Here is a 13,995-nt window from a genome sequence, read left to right on the forward strand (position 1 = left end):
AGTCAGGCTAGTGAACTTTTAATTCTTCGCTTTCGTGCACCTGGAGTGACTCCGTCATCCGCTGGAGAAAATCGACCACGATGCGCGCTTCCTCCGCGGACAGGCTCTCCGCAACGGCCATCATGCGGCGGTGCATTGCGCCGAGGGTCTCGCGCACCTCTTTGTCCGATTCAACCGTGGGAACGACGACCACCGAGCGGCGGTCCGAGGGATGCGCTTCGCGGCGGACGTGGCCACTGGCCACCAGGCGGTCGATGAGCGAGGTGGTGGAGGCGCTAGTAATATTGAGGAACTTACTCAGGTCCTTGGGAACAACCTGCTTGCCCGAAGCCTGCACCCTCAGCAGGTACCGCAGGGCGAGGATGTCCGTCTCCCCCATCCCCATGGAGTCCCTGGTGCTGCGGCGGATCTCAGTCTCAGCCGCCCTGTAGTCCCGCAGTGACTTCAACACCGCCGCACTGTAGTCCAGCTGCCCGTCGGGTCCGTACCAGTAGCCGGATCCCTCGTTGCCCGTAGAAACCATGGCATCATTCTAGACCAGCTGATAACTAGCCTGCCAAGCGACCTCTCCATGGCCTACCGGCCGCGAAACGTTATCCGGGCCCTAACGGACGGGAAACACCGGCGTAACCGTGCCCCCGTAGCCTTGTGAGGCATACCCCTCCGGCGAATCGAGGCAGTCATGCAGACCAATCCCAGGCTTAACATCCGCCAGGTTTCCTGGTCCAATCCCGTCGGCGCCGACCTGCGCCGGGCCCAGCAGGCAGAACTGGACGCGCGCTTTGGCCGGGCCGACCACGAACCGGGGCCGCCGCCGTCGGGCGCTGACTGTGCCGTATTCCTCGTGGCGTACGACAAAGGCTCCGGCCAGCCCGTCGGGTGCGGCGGACTTCGCCTCCTGGATGGATCCACCGCGGAAATCAAACGCCTCTACGTCCTGCCCTACACGCGGGGCTCCGGGGTCGCGAGCTCCATCCTGGCAGCCCTCGAAGCAGAGGCATTCCGGCAGGGCATCACCCGCATCAAGGCCGAAGCGGGGTCGGCGCAGCCGGACGGGCGCAACTTCTACCAAAATTCCGGGTTCGAACCAATCCCCAACTTCGGCCCGTACGCCGGCGTGGAGCACTCATACTGCTACGCCAAAAGCATCAACGCCCACAGCGCGGCCCAGACCGCCATGGCCTGACAGCCGCCCTGTTCGGCGTAGCCGTCATACTGGCCCGGGGGCCGGACCGTTCAGCTAACCTCACCCTATGGAAACAGCAGACATCACATTCCGGACCCGCAAATGGGTGCGGCCCGAGGACCTCAATGCCAACGGGACGCTCTTCGGCGGCAGCCTGCTGAAGTGGATTGACGAAGAAGCCGCCATCTATGCCATCCTCCAACTCGGCAATGGGCGCGCAGTGACCAAGTACATCTCGGAGATCAACTTCGTCAGCTCGGCTGTCCAGGGCGACCTCATCGAGATGGGCCTGACAGCCACCCGGTTCGGCCGCACCTCGCTGACCATGAGGGCCGAAGTCCGCAACATGATCACCAGGCAGAGCATCCTCACCATCGAGGAAATCGTGTTCGTGAACCTGAACCAGGACGGCAAGCCAGAGCCGCACGGCTACACGGAAATCACGTACGACAGGGACCGCATCCCCACCCACCACCTCAGCGCAACGGCTCACCAGGACTGAACGTGACCAGCCGACGGGGGACCCAACCTCCGCCTTGCTTGCCATTTGGGGTCAGTGGGAAGAACCGCTGCCGACGGCGGGAGGTTCCTTCCGCCGTCGGGCCAGGTTGAGCAGGGCGTCACGGACGGGCTGGCCACCTTCCGCCAGGGCTACCCGCATCATCACCGCCGAGGCGCGGCTAAGCGCCCGGGTCCGCAGCCACCGCTGCCTGTTGTAGGCGGCAAGTGCCTTCCCCCGCGGCAGGCTGTTCAAGAGGTCCGCCAGGGTGACGGCATCCACCAATGATTCACACGCGCCGCGGCCCAGGTTGGGCATCATGGCATGGGCCGCGTCGCCTGCCAGTACGGCGGTGCCGCGGACGTAGGATCGCAGCGGGGGCGTGGTCCAGATCCGCTGGGCGAGGGAAAGTTCCGGGACCGCGGCGGCAAGCACCGCACTGATGGCGGGAGCGTGGCCGGCAAAGCGGTCCCGGGCCTGCCCAAGAGCCTCCTCAACGTCTATGCCGTTGGGGCCAAGCCCGGAGCGCCAGCTGGCATACCAATTGGTTCCGCCTGGGGACGCTGCGATGCCGAACAGGTCCCCGCGCCCCCAGTATTCGCCCACCTCATCGGGATTCACCGGCGCCGGGATGGTGCCCCGAACGGCAAGGCAAGACGTTGCCCTCGCGTCCGTCGCGGCGCCCCAGACCTGGTGGCGGACCAGGCTGTGAACACCGTCGGCACCCACCACGAGGCCGTCAGCGGGAGGCAATGACCGCAGGTGGCTGGTGACGCGGCGGACGCTTCCCGGGACGGCCCGGTCGAGGAGCGTCAGCAGGTCAACCCTGGACATCCCAAACAGCTCGCCGCCGCTGACCGTGGCCCAGGGCTCACCAGCCGCATTGCGGATGGATCCGCTGCCCAGGATGGGACTGACCCCACGGGCCTGGCCCAGGATGCCGATCCGGGCGAGGGCCCGCTGGGCATTGGGCCACATAGCGAGGACGGTGCCAACGGTGGGCAGCTCCGGCCGTTTCTCGTAGACAGTGACCTGGAAACGGTCCGGTTCCAGGCACGCCGCGAGGGCCAGCCCTGCGATTCCACCACCACGATCGAGATCGTTTCCATGCCCCAATTTTACTACTTTTGTAGTTTATTGGAAGGGGTCCCATTACACTGAATCCATGCCCGACCGACGCACCCAACTGCTTGACGCAGCACTCAGCGTCGTGGCGGACAAGGGAATGAAGGGCCTCACCCACCGGGCAGTGGACGCGGCCGCTGGCCTGGCCGAAGGCACCACGTCCAACTACTACCGCAGCCGGGCAGCGTTGGTGGAAGCGGTCCTGGACCGCCTGCTCCAGCTGGACGCCGAACTTCTGCAGGACGTGGGTCCGGCAGGAACCCCACGGGACGTTGACCAGCTGGCAGGACAGCTGGCGGGGATGGTACTGGCGCTTTCCCGGCAGCATTCAGGCCTTACCCGGGCCCGGCTGGCCCTTTCGCTGGACCGTCCCGAAGCCGTGACAGCCGGGCACCACCTCCTGCTCGGCGGACTCGAACAGATGCTGGCAACACTTGGAGTGCCTGCCCCCGCGGCCCGGGCACGGGACGTGGCGGATTACGCGGACGGCGCCCTGCTGCACCTGCTCACGGTGCGCCGCGAAGACGATCCCAACCCCAAAGCCATCGCCGCCACCATCCGGCGCCTGCTGATGCACTGACGCCCCCGGGCCGCCGTCGTACTCCTGTCAGGAAGCTCCGGGCCAGCCCGTGTAAGCCTCGGCGAGGTAGGCCATGCCGTGCCGGGAGGAGACCACCGAGTTCAGTTCGCCGAGCTGCTGCCGGGCACGGGAAAAGTCGTCGGCGTCCGCGGGAGTGTGAAGCATGGTGGTCATCCAGTACGAGAACTGCTGCGCCTTCCACACCCGGTCCAGGGCACGGTCGCTGTAGCCCTCGAGGATTGCGTCGGAGCCGGAGTTGTAGTGGCTGTCCAGCCCCTCGAACAGGACCCTGACGTCGTTAATGGCGAGATTAAGGCCCTTGGCGCCGGTGGGCGGCACCGTGTGGGCGGCGTCGCCCGCCAGGAACAGGTTGCCGTGGCGCATGGGGGTGTGGACGAAACTGCGGAACGGCAGCACCATCTTCTCCAGGACCGGGCCTTCCTTGAGCTCGAAGCCGTTGCCGTTGACGCGGCTGCGGAATTCGGCCCAGATCCTGTCGTCATCCCAGTCCGCCGCGTTTTCCCCGGGGTCGCACTGGAAATACATCCGCTGCACGGTTTCGGTGCGCTGGCTGATCAGGGCGAAGCCGTTGGCCGAGTTGGCGTAGATGAGTTCGTCGGAGCTGCGCGGCGCCTGGGCCAGGATGCCGAACCAGGCGAAGGGATATTCGTGGAAGTACCACTTGCGGCGGCCCTCGGGGATCTGGACCCGGCAGTGGCTGCGTGAGCCGTCCGCGCCCACCAGGAAGTCGGCCTGGATCTCGAAGTCGAGGCCGTCGGCATCGGTGAACCAGACCTTCGGCTTTGCCTCCAGGTCATGGACGGACGTGTTTGTGACGCTGTAGCGGACATCGCCGCCGTCATCCTTCCGGCGCGCGGCCAGGTCCAGGAAGACGTCCGTCTGCGGGTACAGCCACACGGACTCCCCCACCAGGCCTTTGAAGTCGATGCGGTGGCTTTCGCCGTTAAAGCGCAGTTCGATGCCGTCATGCCGGTCGCCGTCGCGCAGCACCCGGTCCGAGACGCCGCTGTCCACCAGCAGGTTGACGGTCCCGTGCTCCAGGATGCCGGCACGCACCGTGTGGGCGATTTCCTCGTGGCTGCGGATCTCGATCACCGTTGACTCGATCCCCGCCGTGGACAGCAGGTGGGAGAGCATAAGGCCCGCGGGACCGCCGCCCATGATGGCTACCTGCGTGGTGACGACTTTTCGTGCCATGGTCTGTTTCTCGCTTCATTGCGGGGCCGCCGTTGGCGTACCGGTTGTTTCCTCTGCCCATCAGCGTGCGCGAAAGAGAGTGACCTCCGTTACTGCAATTCCGTTGAATGGTGTCAGGAATCAGCAAGCTGCCGGGCGATCCCCCGGGCGGCCGTCTGCAGCGCCGGTACCAGCGCCTGGAGGCGCATCTCGCGGAGGGGAACCACGACGCCGAGCGAAGCCACCGCGAGATGCCTGCGGTTGAGGACCGGGACGGCTATGCCCCAGGTGTCCGGGTCCACCGCGGCCTTGAGCTGCGCGTATCCCTCCCGGCAGGTTTCGGCGAGCAGCGCCCGGACGGCGTCCGGCCCGGCCATCCCGTCAGGGTCGGGCAACTGGCCGAGGTATTCCTCCTGCACCGCCTTGTCCTGGTGCGCCATCAGCGCCAGGCCAGCGGACGAAATGTGGACAGGCATCCTTCCTGCCACCTGGGCCCGGTTGGCCACCGAACCCCGCCGGGACAGCCGCTCGACGAACAACGCCTCCCAGCCATCCAGGACCGCCAGGTTCACATTCTGGTTCAGGACCTGCTGGATGTCCTCCATGAACGGCATGGCGGCCTGTCGAAGGGCGAGCGTGGGGGACGCCCTGTTCACCAACTCCCACAACCGGACGCCGGGGCGGACCGTGCCGCCCGGCGCGGTCTCGAGCAACCGGTGGGCGGCGAGTTGGCCCACCAGCCGGTGCGTGGTGGTCAGCGGCAGGCCCGCCCGCTGGGCAAGTTCGCTGAGCTGCAGGGCGGTGACATCCGGCGGGAAGGCGGAGATCAACCGGACAATCCGGTCCACCACCGAATCACCGGATTGTGAGTTGGCCACCGCTGACACCCGCTTCCATTCAATGGGGAATCCAGCGTACCCCGGACAGGACGCGGCAGGGTGCCGAGGCGCCCCCGGACAGGTGCGGCGAAAGGGAAAGGCGGTCAGGCCGTCGTCGCGCTTTGCCTGGCACGGCGCCAGGCCCCGGGGGCCAGCACCACGGCGATGCCGACGGCGGCGCCAATGACGGTCTCGATGATGCGGTCGCGCAGCAGGGCGGACGGCGAGGCGGGGACCACCAGGAGTGTGGAGACCAGCGCCAGTGGTGTCACGAAGACCTGGGCCAGGAGGTACTGGCGGATGATAAACATCTCGGCGCCGAACTGGCAGAGCGCCATCACCAGCACGGTCTGCCAGGGCTGCAGGCCTATCAGCAGGACCGCGGCCAGGACCAGCAGTCCCAGGACGGTCCCGATGATCCTTTGGATGCCGCGGCGTACCCGGTGCCGGGTGGTGTGGCCTACCAGGGGAACCACGGCGGCCACCATGGCCCAGTAATTGTGCCCGAATCCCAGCCGGCCGCCTGCCCACGTGGCCAGCGAGCCGGCAAGTCCCGCGGCCACCAGGTAGCCGGACCCTTCAAGCCACGCTGTTCGCTTCTCAGCGCGGGTCCGCCGGATCCGGGGAGGCCTGGTCCAGGGGGTCCGGTGGCTGGCGATGATGCGGGAAGAGAAGCCCACCAACAGCGCGAAAACGGTGGTGAGGACTGCCACCAGCATGCCCTGCCACAAGGGTGGCTGGTTGGGAATGGAGGCGATGGCGGCGAACGCGAAGATGTGGAAGAGCGAACCGGCCGGCCGCAGCCTCAGCCAGGAGATGGCGACGGAGCAGGCGCCGGCCACCAGCGTTGTGGCCAGGACCAGCAGCCAGGTGTGGGTGGCGGCGTCCAGGCCCCAGACCGGTCCCATCCGCGCCGCGAGCGCCGCCATGAAGATCACCAGCAGCATCAGCAGCCCTGCCCGCAGCTGCAGCACGAAGCGGACCGCATGTGGTTCGCCGCGGCCGTAGATCCCGGTGAAGGCGCCAAAGGACGCGAAGATTGCCAGGTCCAGCCTGTTCAGCAGCACCAGTGTGATGAGGGGGACAAAGACGCCCACCGCGCACCTGAACGCAGGGTGGTGATCCTTGTTGCCAGGGCCAATGCTGAACATTTCGGCAAGCATCTTCACGGGCAGCGCCTTCCTGGGGGTAAATTCTGACGGGCGGCCGCGCTGACGTTCCGGATAGATCCTACGGCGCGTGCTCCCGAAAGCCCCCGTCGCGTTCCCATGAATGGAATCGGAAGGCAACGCGGCGGTAACAGCGCCGCACGATGCTTGATCCATGAAGCGCCTTCCACACAACACGCCCGCCGCCGAGCTTCGCTGTGAGGTGTGCGGCCAGATGCCCGAGCCGCCCAAGGGACGCCTGACCCTGGCGAACGTGGCGGCGATGCTGCCCATCGAGCTGCTGGTGCATGCCCTGGTACTGGAGGTCCACCTCCCCTACGTGGCGAAGGTGCTGGTGCTGACCTTCACTGCAACGGTCCTGGTGATCTGGGTGGCCGAGCCGTCAGCCGCCCGGATCCTGCTCCGCTGGCTGCACGCGCCGGCCCTGCGGCACCGCCGGCAGCTGGCGGCAGCCCCTTCGCTGTGGCGCGCCCGGACCGTACTGCGGGACCAGCCCGGCTCACTGCAGCGGATTACACGCGCGCTGGCGCGGCTGGACACCAACATTTTGAGCATCCACGTCCACCCCGTGCCGGGCGGCGTCCTGGACGAGTTTGTGCTGTCCGTGCCGGGGGACGTGGGCGAGAGTGAGTTGCTGGCGGCACTGCACGACGGCGGGGGAACCGGCGCCCATGCGTGGCCCACCACGGCGCTGGCCATGGCCGACGGGCAGACCGGGGCGCTCACCCTCGCGGCGCGGATCGCCGCAGCCCCGGACGAACTGCCGCTGGCGGTGGCCGAGCTGCTGCACGCACGGATCATCCCGCCGTCGGACGCCGGCACCAGCGCCGCCGACGACGGGACGTACCTCAAGATCCCCACCGCATGGCAGGGGCCTATTGCCTTTTCCCGGCCCGGGGAACCCTTCACGCCGGCAGAGTCGGCCCGCGCCCACCGGCTTGCGGAGCTGGCCGAGATACTTTCCCACCGGCGCGAGGACTCCCCGGCATAGCCAGCCGGGGGCAGTCACAATCCGTTCGCACGGCCTGCCGGCGCGGGGACAGCAAGAAACCCTTGACAGTGGCGGGAGTCACTCCTACCTTTGATTTTGGGATCCCAAGTTGGGATCCCAAAAATGCGGCAGCACCTGGCGCTCCGGATCGCCTGGCGCACCGCCCTCCCGCCCGGCAGGCGCACCTGCCCTGCCGGGCGGACTCCATGCACCTTACGCTCCCTCCCCCATCCGTAAACTTCCCCGTGAAGGAGAAGCTGTGTCCATCCCAAACACTGAAACAACGGCCACGCCAGACGAGGCCGCAGCCCTGACCACCGAACAATCCGGAAAGGGCGGCACGCAACGGCGCACTGCCGTCCGCTGGAAGCTCTTCCTGCTGCTCCTGGTCCTGGTGTCCGTCAATTACATCGACCGCGGATCCATCTCCGTGGCGCTGCCCATCATCCAGAAGGAATTCAACCTGGCGCCCGAACTGGTGGGCCTGCTGCTGTCCGCCTTCTTCTGGACCTACGCCCTGATGCAGGTCCCCGTCGGCTGGCTGATCGACAAGTTCGGGCCGCGCAAGGTCATGACGGCGTCCTGCCTCGGCTGGGGCGCAGCCACGGCGGCGTCCGGCATGGCCGGCGGCTTCCTGAGCATGTTCATTGCCCGTCTGGGCATCGGCGTCACCGAGGCCGGGGTGATGCCCGCCGGCGGCAAGCTCAATGCCATCTGGATGCACAAGTCCGAACGCGGCCGCGGCGCCACCATCCTGGACGCCGGCGCACCGCTCGGCGCAGGGCTGGGCGGCATCATCATCGCCGGCCTCATCGCCTCCACCGGGAGTTGGCGCTGGTCCTTCGTCATCGCCGGTGCGGCCACCGTCCTCATGGGCCTCGCCGTTTGGTGGTACGTCCGGGACAATCCCCGCCAGCACCGCGGCGTCAACGACGCCGAGGCCTCCTACATCGAAGCCTCGCATGCCGCCGAGGACGCCGAGGCAGCCGTGGATGGCAGCAAGGGCAAGCGCGGCCTGCTCCCCTACCTCAAGTTCCGCTCCTTCTGGGCCATGTGCCTGGGCTGGCTGGGATTCAACGGCGTCTTCTACGGCCTGCTGACCTGGGGCCCGCTGTACCTGGCCCAGGCCAAGGGCTTCGACCTGAAAACCATCGGCTGGTCCACGCTGGTCATCTTCGGTGCCGGCTTCGTCGGCGAAATCATCGGCGGCACCATCGCCGACAAATGGCGGGCATCCGGCGCATCGGCAAACCTGGTGATGCGAACCCTCCTGGGCATCTCCAGCGCCATCGTGGTGGCCGGCCTGGTGGGCGTCACCGTGGTCCCGGACGCAACCACCGCCGTCGTCCTGCTCTCGCTCGTCCTGTTCTTCCTGCGCTGGGTGGGCCTGTTCTGGAGCATCCCGGCCATCCTGGGCGGACGCACCAACGCCGGCGTCCTGGGCGGTGCCATGAACCTCAGCGGCAACATCTCCGGCTTCGTCACCCCCATCGTCGTCGGCCTGATCGTCGGGGCCACCGGTTCCTACACCTGGGCCCTGCTGTACTTCGTCGGTTCCGCAGTGATCATGGGCGCCTCAGTCCTCACCCTGAACTACAACAAACGGCTTCCTGTCTAAGCTGACCCTCGCAGGGAAACTTGCAACCAACGCCCCCGCAGCCGGGAGCAGTGCCAACGAGAATCCGAAATGGAGCATAATGCTGACCGCAGAAGAGACCCAGGACAAGGACCGCCCCCTTCGCGAGACTGTCCGGGACACCCTCCGCACCCGGATCTTCGAAGGACACTACGCTCCCGGCACGCGGCTGGTGGAACGCGACCTCGCTGCGGAATTCTCCGTCTCCCGGCTGCCGGTGCGCGAGGCCCTGCGGATGCTCCGCCAGGAAGGCCTTATCAGCGACCGGGGCGCCCGCGGGGCCGAGGTGAGCAGCCTCAGCCCCAAGGACGTGGAGGACCTCTTCGACGTCCGCCAATCCCTGGAGGTGCTGGCCTGCCGGCTCGCCGCCAAGCGGGCCACCACGGAAGACCTGGCCTACCTCGAGGGTCTGCTGGACAACGCGGAGGCCTTCCTGGCCAAGGGTTCGGTCATGGAGGCACACCGCGCCAACAGCGAATTCCATGACGCCATCACGGCCATCGCGGACAACAACTTCCTCAAGTCCGCCCTGGAACCCCTCCAGGGCCGCATGCACTGGCTGTTCCGGCACGTCAGCGACCTGCCCGAGCTCATCCGCGAACACCGCGAACTGTACGCCGCCATCGCCAGCGGCGACCCGGACAAGGCAGCCGCCCAGTCCGCTTCCCACATTGGCAAGTACCGGGACCAGTTCCCCGAAGACTTCCAAAAGACCGAACCAGAATTCCACCGGAAGAGAAAATGAAACTCCTGGTCATCAACCCCAACATCAGTGCCGACGTCACGGCGCTGATCGAATCCGAGGCCCTCCGCGCCGCCTCCCCCGGCACCGAGCTGCTGGTCCGGACCGCCGGCCACGGCGTGGAGTACATCGAGACCCGCTTCGAAGCACTCATCGCCGCCGGCGCTGTAGCCGAAATCATCGCCGAACACACCCGGCCCGGGGCAGACCCTGTGGACGCCGTGGTGGTGGCTGCCTTCGGCGACCCCGGCATGCCGGCACTCAAGGAAATGGCGGACGTCCCCGTCATCGGCATCACCGAGGCCGCCCTGTCCGCGGCAGCGCTGCTGGGCCACCGGTTCTCCATCATCGCCATCTCCGACCGCATCAAGCCCTGGTACCGGGAGTGCGTGGAGCGCTCCGGCCTGGCGGGACGGCTTGCTTCCATCCGCTCCATCAACGACTCCCTCACCAGCATCGCCTCCGTCCAGCAGGACTTCCGGGACACCCTGCTGGCACTCAGCCGGCAGGCCGTAGCCGAGGACGGCGCCGACGTCGTCATCCTTGCAGGCGCACCACTGGCCGGGCTGGCCCGCGACCTCAAGGGACAGATCCCCGTACCGGTGGTTGACGGGATCTCGGCCGGGATCCGCGTGGCGGAGGCCGTGGCCGCGCTGCAGTCCGGCCTGCACCGCGCCGGCGCCTTCGCTCCACCGCCGGCCAAGGACCGCAAGGGCCTTTCCGGCAACCTGGACGCAGTCTTCGCCGCCCGCCAGGAAACCGCCGGCACCCCGCACCCCGCAGCCTAAGCAGACTTCACCATTCCAGGAAGGACACCGATGTCCCACCAGCCAGACCTTGTTATTTCCAATGCCACCGTGGTGAACAGCGACGGCCGCCGGGAAGCCCACATCGTGGTTTCCGAGGGCCGGATCGCAGCCCTCGTGGATGCCGCCCAGCCCGTCCCGACAGCCGGCCGCACCATCGATGCCATGGGCAAGCTCGTGATCCCCGGCGGCGTGGACGGACACTGCCACGTGGCGCAGGTGACCGGCCGCTTCCGCACGCTGGACGACTACCGCACCACGTCCACGGCAGCCCTGTGGGGCGGGACCACCACCATCATCGACTTCGGCATCCCCCGGGACGCCCAGGAAAGTCCCCTGGCCGCCGTCCTGCACAAGAAGGAACTCGCCACCCAGTCCCGGTGCGACGTGGCCCTCCACGGCGCCGTCATCAGCTGGGACGAAACGGTGCCGTGGCAGCTCGAACAGCTGGCCGCGGAAGGCGTCCGTTCGGTGAAGATGTACACCACGAACCGCGGCACCACCATGGCAGACGGCGATACCATCCTGAAGGTGATGCGGGAGATGGTCCGCCTGGACGGGCTCACGTACATCCATGCCGAGCACGACCCCATCATTGCCGACTGCACAGAACAGCACGCCCAGGACGGCCGGATCGGCATCGAGCACCTGCACCGGACCCGGCCTGAGCTGGCTGAGGAGATCTCCGTGAAGGAGACCCTGGCCATGGCCGAATACACGGGCGCGCCGGTCTATTTTGTCCACCAGTCCACACCCGGCGCCGTGGACCTGGTGGCACAGGCACGTGACCGCGGCCTCGACGCATACTCCGAAACCTGCCCGCACTACGTCACCCTGGACGACTCCGTCTACGCGTCCACCTTCCCCGAGTGGTTTGCCTGCTGCCCGCCCATGCGCAGCGCGGAAACCGTGGCGGCCCTCAAGGAGCGGCTGGTGTCCGGTGCCATCCACACCATGTCCTCCGACCACTCCTGCTACGACCTGTCGCAGAAACGCGAGCGCACCGACGACGTGCGTGCCATGCCGCACGGACTCCCCGGCGTGGAGACGCGCATGCCGGTCACCTTCACGGCCATGACGTCCGCAGGTGCCACGGTGGAGCAGTTCGTCAGCGCGTTCTCCGCCGAACCCGCACGGATCAACGCCGTCCCCGGCAAGGGCCGCATCGCCGAGGGGTTCGACGCCGACCTGGTGATCTTCGACCCCGCCGAGGAACGCACGGTGGACGGCGCAGCACTGCACATGGGAACTGACTTCTCGCCTTTTGACGGGACGGCGCTCACGGGCTGGCCCGACGTCGTTGTTTCCAACGGCCGCGTGGTTCTGGACAGGGACGGCTTCCATGACCCCGGAGCCACCGGCCGTTTTATCCACCGCAACGGCTTCAGGGAGCATCAATCAACAGCCGCCGAATCCCACCAGCCCGCCGGGATCTTCTAGGAGCCTCCATGCCTGCAACTACACGCCCCCGCCGCATCGGCATGATCGTGCCGTCCTCCAACACCTGCCTGGAACCCCAGACGTACCGCATCCTGGGCGGCCGGGACGACGTCACGGTGCACTTCACCCGGATCCCCGTCACCCGCATCGCCCTCGATGACTCCTCCGACCGCCAGTTCGACCCCGCGGTCATGCGCGGGGCGGCACAGCTGCTGGCGACGGCGGACGTGGACGTGATTGCCTGGAACGGCACGTCCGGCTCATGGCTGGGGTCGTCCCACGACCGGGAACTGGCCGCGGAGATCACCGGCGCCACGGGTATACCCGCCACCACCTCCACGCTGGCCTACCTCGAGGCATTCCGGGCCTCCGGCACCGAACGGATCGGCCTGTTCACGCCCTACACGGAGGACGTGAACCGCCAGGTGATCGCCTGCTATGAGCGCGAAGGGATTAAAACCGTGGACCACCGGGCCCTGGGCCTGAGCGACAACGAGTCCTTCGCCCGCGTCAGCGACGACGAGATGCGCCCGGGCTCCCTGGAACTGGCTGCCGCGGCGCCCGACGCCCTGGTGTACCTGTGCACCAACCTGTACGGGGCCAACATCACCGCGGAAATCGAGGAAACCACCGGTGTTCCGGTCCTGGATTCCGTGGCCGTCACGCTCTGGCACGCCTTGAAGCTCGCGGACGCGCCGCTGCTGGACTTCCGCTGGGGCCGGCTGCTGGGGTAGAACCCCTGCATCCGCAGGTCCCTACATCCGCAGGGTCAGGGCACCGGGCTCCATGGTCATGAGCACGTGCTTACCCTGGCCCTCGTGGTCGCCGTCCAGCTGGTAGTCGTCCTTGTGTTCCAGGGTGATCTCTACGGTCTTGCCCTGGAAGTACTCCACAGCGGTGTCCTTGCCCCGGCCCTTGCCGATCATCCCTGCCACCACGGAGAGCCAGCCCAGCTTGCCGTGGTGGGGTGCCAGGACGGCAATGTCCAGCAGGCCGTCGTCGATTTTGGCGTCCGGGAAGATTTCCAGGCCGCCCTGGACCTTGCCGCAGTTGCCCACCATGACGCTGCGCACGCCGCGGTGGACCACTGATTGGCCGTCGATCACCACGGTTGCCTTCACGGGCTTTCCGGGCAGGTTACGGATGCCGGCATCCACGTAGGCCAGCCAGCCCACTTTGTCTTTCAGGTCCTCGTTGGTGTCCGCCATGATGGTGGCGTCGTAGCCCATGCCGGCCATGACCAGGAACAGCTGGTCCTTGTCCGGGTCGCTGCGGCGGGCACGGACCACGTCGATCTTCCGTTCGGTACCGATCAGCGCACCGGACATGGCGCCGTCGTAATCGGTGACATCCATGCCCAGGTTGCGGGCCAGCAGGTTCCCGGTGCCCAGGGGCAGCAGGCCCATGGGGGTCTCGCCGCCGGAGAGCACCTCGGCCACGCAGCGCACGGTCCCGTCACCCCCTGCAGCGATCACGATGTCCGCCCCCTGCTCCAGCGCTTCCTTGGCCTGCCCCACGCCGGGATCCTCCTTGGTGGTCTCAAGCCAGATGGCTTCCCCCCAGCCGTTTTCCACGCAGTGCTTGGCCACCAGGCCGCGCACGTCGATGTCCACCGGCTTGGCGGGGTTGACGATGATGGCGGCGCGCTTGGGTGAAGTGGAGCTGATGTCAGTCATGGCGTCCTCTGATGGCGGATGGAAAGCAAGCTTCTGAAAGAAGGGTAACCCGGCACGGGGGTGGTCAGGC

At 67.2% G+C, this 13,995-nt stretch carries 15 protein-coding genes; 9 read left to right on the forward strand and 6 right to left on the reverse strand.

Annotated features, from left to right (window positions below):
- Positions 1 to 7: 7 nt before the first annotated feature.
- Positions 8 to 523, reverse strand: a complete 516-nt coding sequence (locus J2X98_RS13945) for a MarR family winged helix-turn-helix transcriptional regulator (protein ID WP_307309182.1) — start codon at positions 521 to 523, stop codon at positions 8 to 10.
- Positions 524 to 682: 159 nt separating this feature from the next.
- On the opposite strand from J2X98_RS13945, the gene J2X98_RS13950 reads away from it, so the two are divergent.
- Together J2X98_RS13950 and J2X98_RS13955 are read left to right on the forward strand one after the other, a co-directional pair.
- Positions 683 to 1,186 (forward strand): GNAT family N-acetyltransferase, encoded by a 504-nt coding sequence (locus J2X98_RS13950; protein WP_307309185.1) that lies wholly within the window; start codon positions 683 to 685, stop codon positions 1,184 to 1,186.
- 67 nt (positions 1,187 to 1,253) lie between these two features.
- A complete protein-coding gene (locus J2X98_RS13955) occupies positions 1,254 to 1,688 on the forward strand; it encodes an acyl-CoA thioesterase (protein WP_141945006.1) in 435 nt (144 codons plus the stop codon).
- Positions 1,689 to 1,739: 51 nt separating this feature from the next.
- Here J2X98_RS13955 and J2X98_RS13960 read toward each other — a convergent pair whose 3' ends face one another.
- On the reverse strand, positions 1,740 to 2,801 hold the full coding sequence (locus J2X98_RS13960; protein ID WP_307309190.1) for an FAD-dependent monooxygenase: 1,062 nt from the start codon (positions 2,799 to 2,801) through the stop codon (positions 1,740 to 1,742).
- A gap of 49 nt (positions 2,802 to 2,850) precedes the next feature.
- On the opposite strand from J2X98_RS13960, the gene J2X98_RS13965 reads away from it, so the two are divergent.
- Positions 2,851 to 3,390 (forward strand): TetR/AcrR family transcriptional regulator, encoded by a 540-nt coding sequence (locus J2X98_RS13965; RefSeq protein WP_141945000.1) that lies wholly within the window; start codon positions 2,851 to 2,853, stop codon positions 3,388 to 3,390.
- Between the two features lie 27 nt (positions 3,391 to 3,417).
- Here the strand turns inward: J2X98_RS13965 and J2X98_RS13970 are convergent, their stop codons facing one another.
- From J2X98_RS13970 to J2X98_RS13980, 3 genes are all read right to left on the reverse strand, one after another.
- Positions 3,418 to 4,608 (reverse strand): 4-hydroxybenzoate 3-monooxygenase, encoded by a 1,191-nt coding sequence (locus tag J2X98_RS13970; protein ID WP_307309194.1) that lies wholly within the window; start codon positions 4,606 to 4,608, stop codon positions 3,418 to 3,420.
- A gap of 113 nt (positions 4,609 to 4,721) precedes the next feature.
- Positions 4,722 to 5,465 carry an IclR family transcriptional regulator gene (locus J2X98_RS13975; RefSeq protein ID WP_307309196.1) on the reverse strand — a complete coding sequence of 248 codons (744 nt, stop codon included), beginning with the start codon at positions 5,463 to 5,465 and terminating at the stop codon, positions 4,722 to 4,724.
- Positions 5,466 to 5,569: 104 nt separating this feature from the next.
- Positions 5,570 to 6,634 carry an FUSC family protein gene (locus tag J2X98_RS13980; protein WP_307309198.1) on the reverse strand — a complete coding sequence of 355 codons (1,065 nt, stop codon included), beginning with the start codon at positions 6,632 to 6,634 and terminating at the stop codon, positions 5,570 to 5,572.
- 154 nt (positions 6,635 to 6,788) lie between these two features.
- Between J2X98_RS13980 and J2X98_RS13985 the strand changes: the two genes are divergently transcribed.
- The 6 genes from J2X98_RS13985 (at position 6,789) to J2X98_RS14010 (ending at position 12,983) form a co-directional block, all read left to right on the forward strand.
- The gene (locus J2X98_RS13985; protein WP_307309201.1) at positions 6,789 to 7,625 is read left to right on the forward strand and encodes an ACT domain-containing protein; all 837 of its coding nucleotides are present in this window, start codon (positions 6,789 to 6,791) and stop codon (positions 7,623 to 7,625) included.
- A 259-nt stretch (positions 7,626 to 7,884) separates the two neighbouring features.
- The gene (locus tag J2X98_RS13990; RefSeq protein ID WP_307309204.1) at positions 7,885 to 9,243 is read left to right on the forward strand and encodes an MFS transporter; all 1,359 of its coding nucleotides are present in this window, start codon (positions 7,885 to 7,887) and stop codon (positions 9,241 to 9,243) included.
- A 79-nt stretch (positions 9,244 to 9,322) separates the two neighbouring features.
- Positions 9,323 to 10,006, forward strand: coding sequence for a GntR family transcriptional regulator (locus tag J2X98_RS13995; protein WP_307309207.1), 684 nt, complete (start codon positions 9,323 to 9,325; stop codon positions 10,004 to 10,006).
- Positions 10,003 to 10,791 (forward strand): aspartate/glutamate racemase family protein, encoded by a 789-nt coding sequence (locus J2X98_RS14000; protein ID WP_307309210.1) that lies wholly within the window; start codon positions 10,003 to 10,005, stop codon positions 10,789 to 10,791. Before J2X98_RS13995 ends, J2X98_RS14000 begins: the two co-directional genes overlap by 4 nt.
- Before the next feature lie 30 nt (positions 10,792 to 10,821).
- Complete coding sequence (locus tag J2X98_RS14005) at positions 10,822 to 12,249, forward strand: amidohydrolase family protein (RefSeq protein WP_307309213.1); 1,428 nt, start codon at positions 10,822 to 10,824, stop codon at positions 12,247 to 12,249.
- Positions 12,250 to 12,257: 8 nt separating this feature from the next.
- Complete coding sequence (locus J2X98_RS14010; protein ID WP_307309216.1) at positions 12,258 to 12,983, forward strand: maleate cis-trans isomerase family protein; 726 nt, start codon at positions 12,258 to 12,260, stop codon at positions 12,981 to 12,983.
- 21 nt (positions 12,984 to 13,004) lie between these two features.
- On the opposite strand, the gene J2X98_RS14015 is transcribed toward J2X98_RS14010, so the two are convergent.
- Positions 13,005 to 13,925, reverse strand: a complete 921-nt coding sequence (locus tag J2X98_RS14015) for a diacylglycerol/lipid kinase family protein (protein ID WP_307309219.1) — start codon at positions 13,923 to 13,925, stop codon at positions 13,005 to 13,007.
- Positions 13,926 to 13,995 lie beyond the last annotated feature (70 nt).

Origin of the sequence: Pseudarthrobacter enclensis, assembly GCF_030811655.1 — a bacterium.
Taxonomy (GTDB): domain Bacteria; phylum Actinomycetota; class Actinomycetes; order Actinomycetales; family Micrococcaceae; genus Arthrobacter; species Arthrobacter enclensis_A.

What these genes read in the sequence shown, in the direction of transcription:
- J2X98_RS13945 (WP_307309182.1), bottom strand. Translation starts at nt 523, where the DNA reads ATGGTTTCTACGGGCAACGAGGGATCCGGCTACTGGTACGGACCCGAC.
- J2X98_RS13950 (WP_307309185.1), top strand. Translation starts at nt 683, where the DNA reads ATGCAGACCAATCCCAGGCTTAACATCCGCCAGGTTTCCTGGTCCAAT.
- J2X98_RS13955 (WP_141945006.1), top strand. Translation starts at nt 1,254, where the DNA reads ATGGAAACAGCAGACATCACATTCCGGACCCGCAAATGGGTGCGGCCC.
- J2X98_RS13965 (WP_141945000.1), top strand. Translation starts at nt 2,851, where the DNA reads ATGCCCGACCGACGCACCCAACTGCTTGACGCAGCACTCAGCGTCGTG.
- J2X98_RS13970 (WP_307309194.1), bottom strand. Translation starts at nt 4,608, where the DNA reads ATGGCACGAAAAGTCGTCACCACGCAGGTAGCCATCATGGGCGGCGGT.
- J2X98_RS13985 (WP_307309201.1), top strand. Translation starts at nt 6,789, where the DNA reads ATGAAGCGCCTTCCACACAACACGCCCGCCGCCGAGCTTCGCTGTGAG.
- J2X98_RS13995 (WP_307309207.1), top strand. Translation starts at nt 9,323, where the DNA reads ATGCTGACCGCAGAAGAGACCCAGGACAAGGACCGCCCCCTTCGCGAG.
- J2X98_RS14000 (WP_307309210.1), top strand. Translation starts at nt 10,003, where the DNA reads ATGAAACTCCTGGTCATCAACCCCAACATCAGTGCCGACGTCACGGCG.
- J2X98_RS14005 (WP_307309213.1), top strand. Translation starts at nt 10,822, where the DNA reads ATGTCCCACCAGCCAGACCTTGTTATTTCCAATGCCACCGTGGTGAAC.
- J2X98_RS14010 (WP_307309216.1), top strand. Translation starts at nt 12,258, where the DNA reads ATGCCTGCAACTACACGCCCCCGCCGCATCGGCATGATCGTGCCGTCC.
- J2X98_RS14015 (WP_307309219.1), bottom strand. Translation starts at nt 13,925, where the DNA reads ATGACTGACATCAGCTCCACTTCACCCAAGCGCGCCGCCATCATCGTC.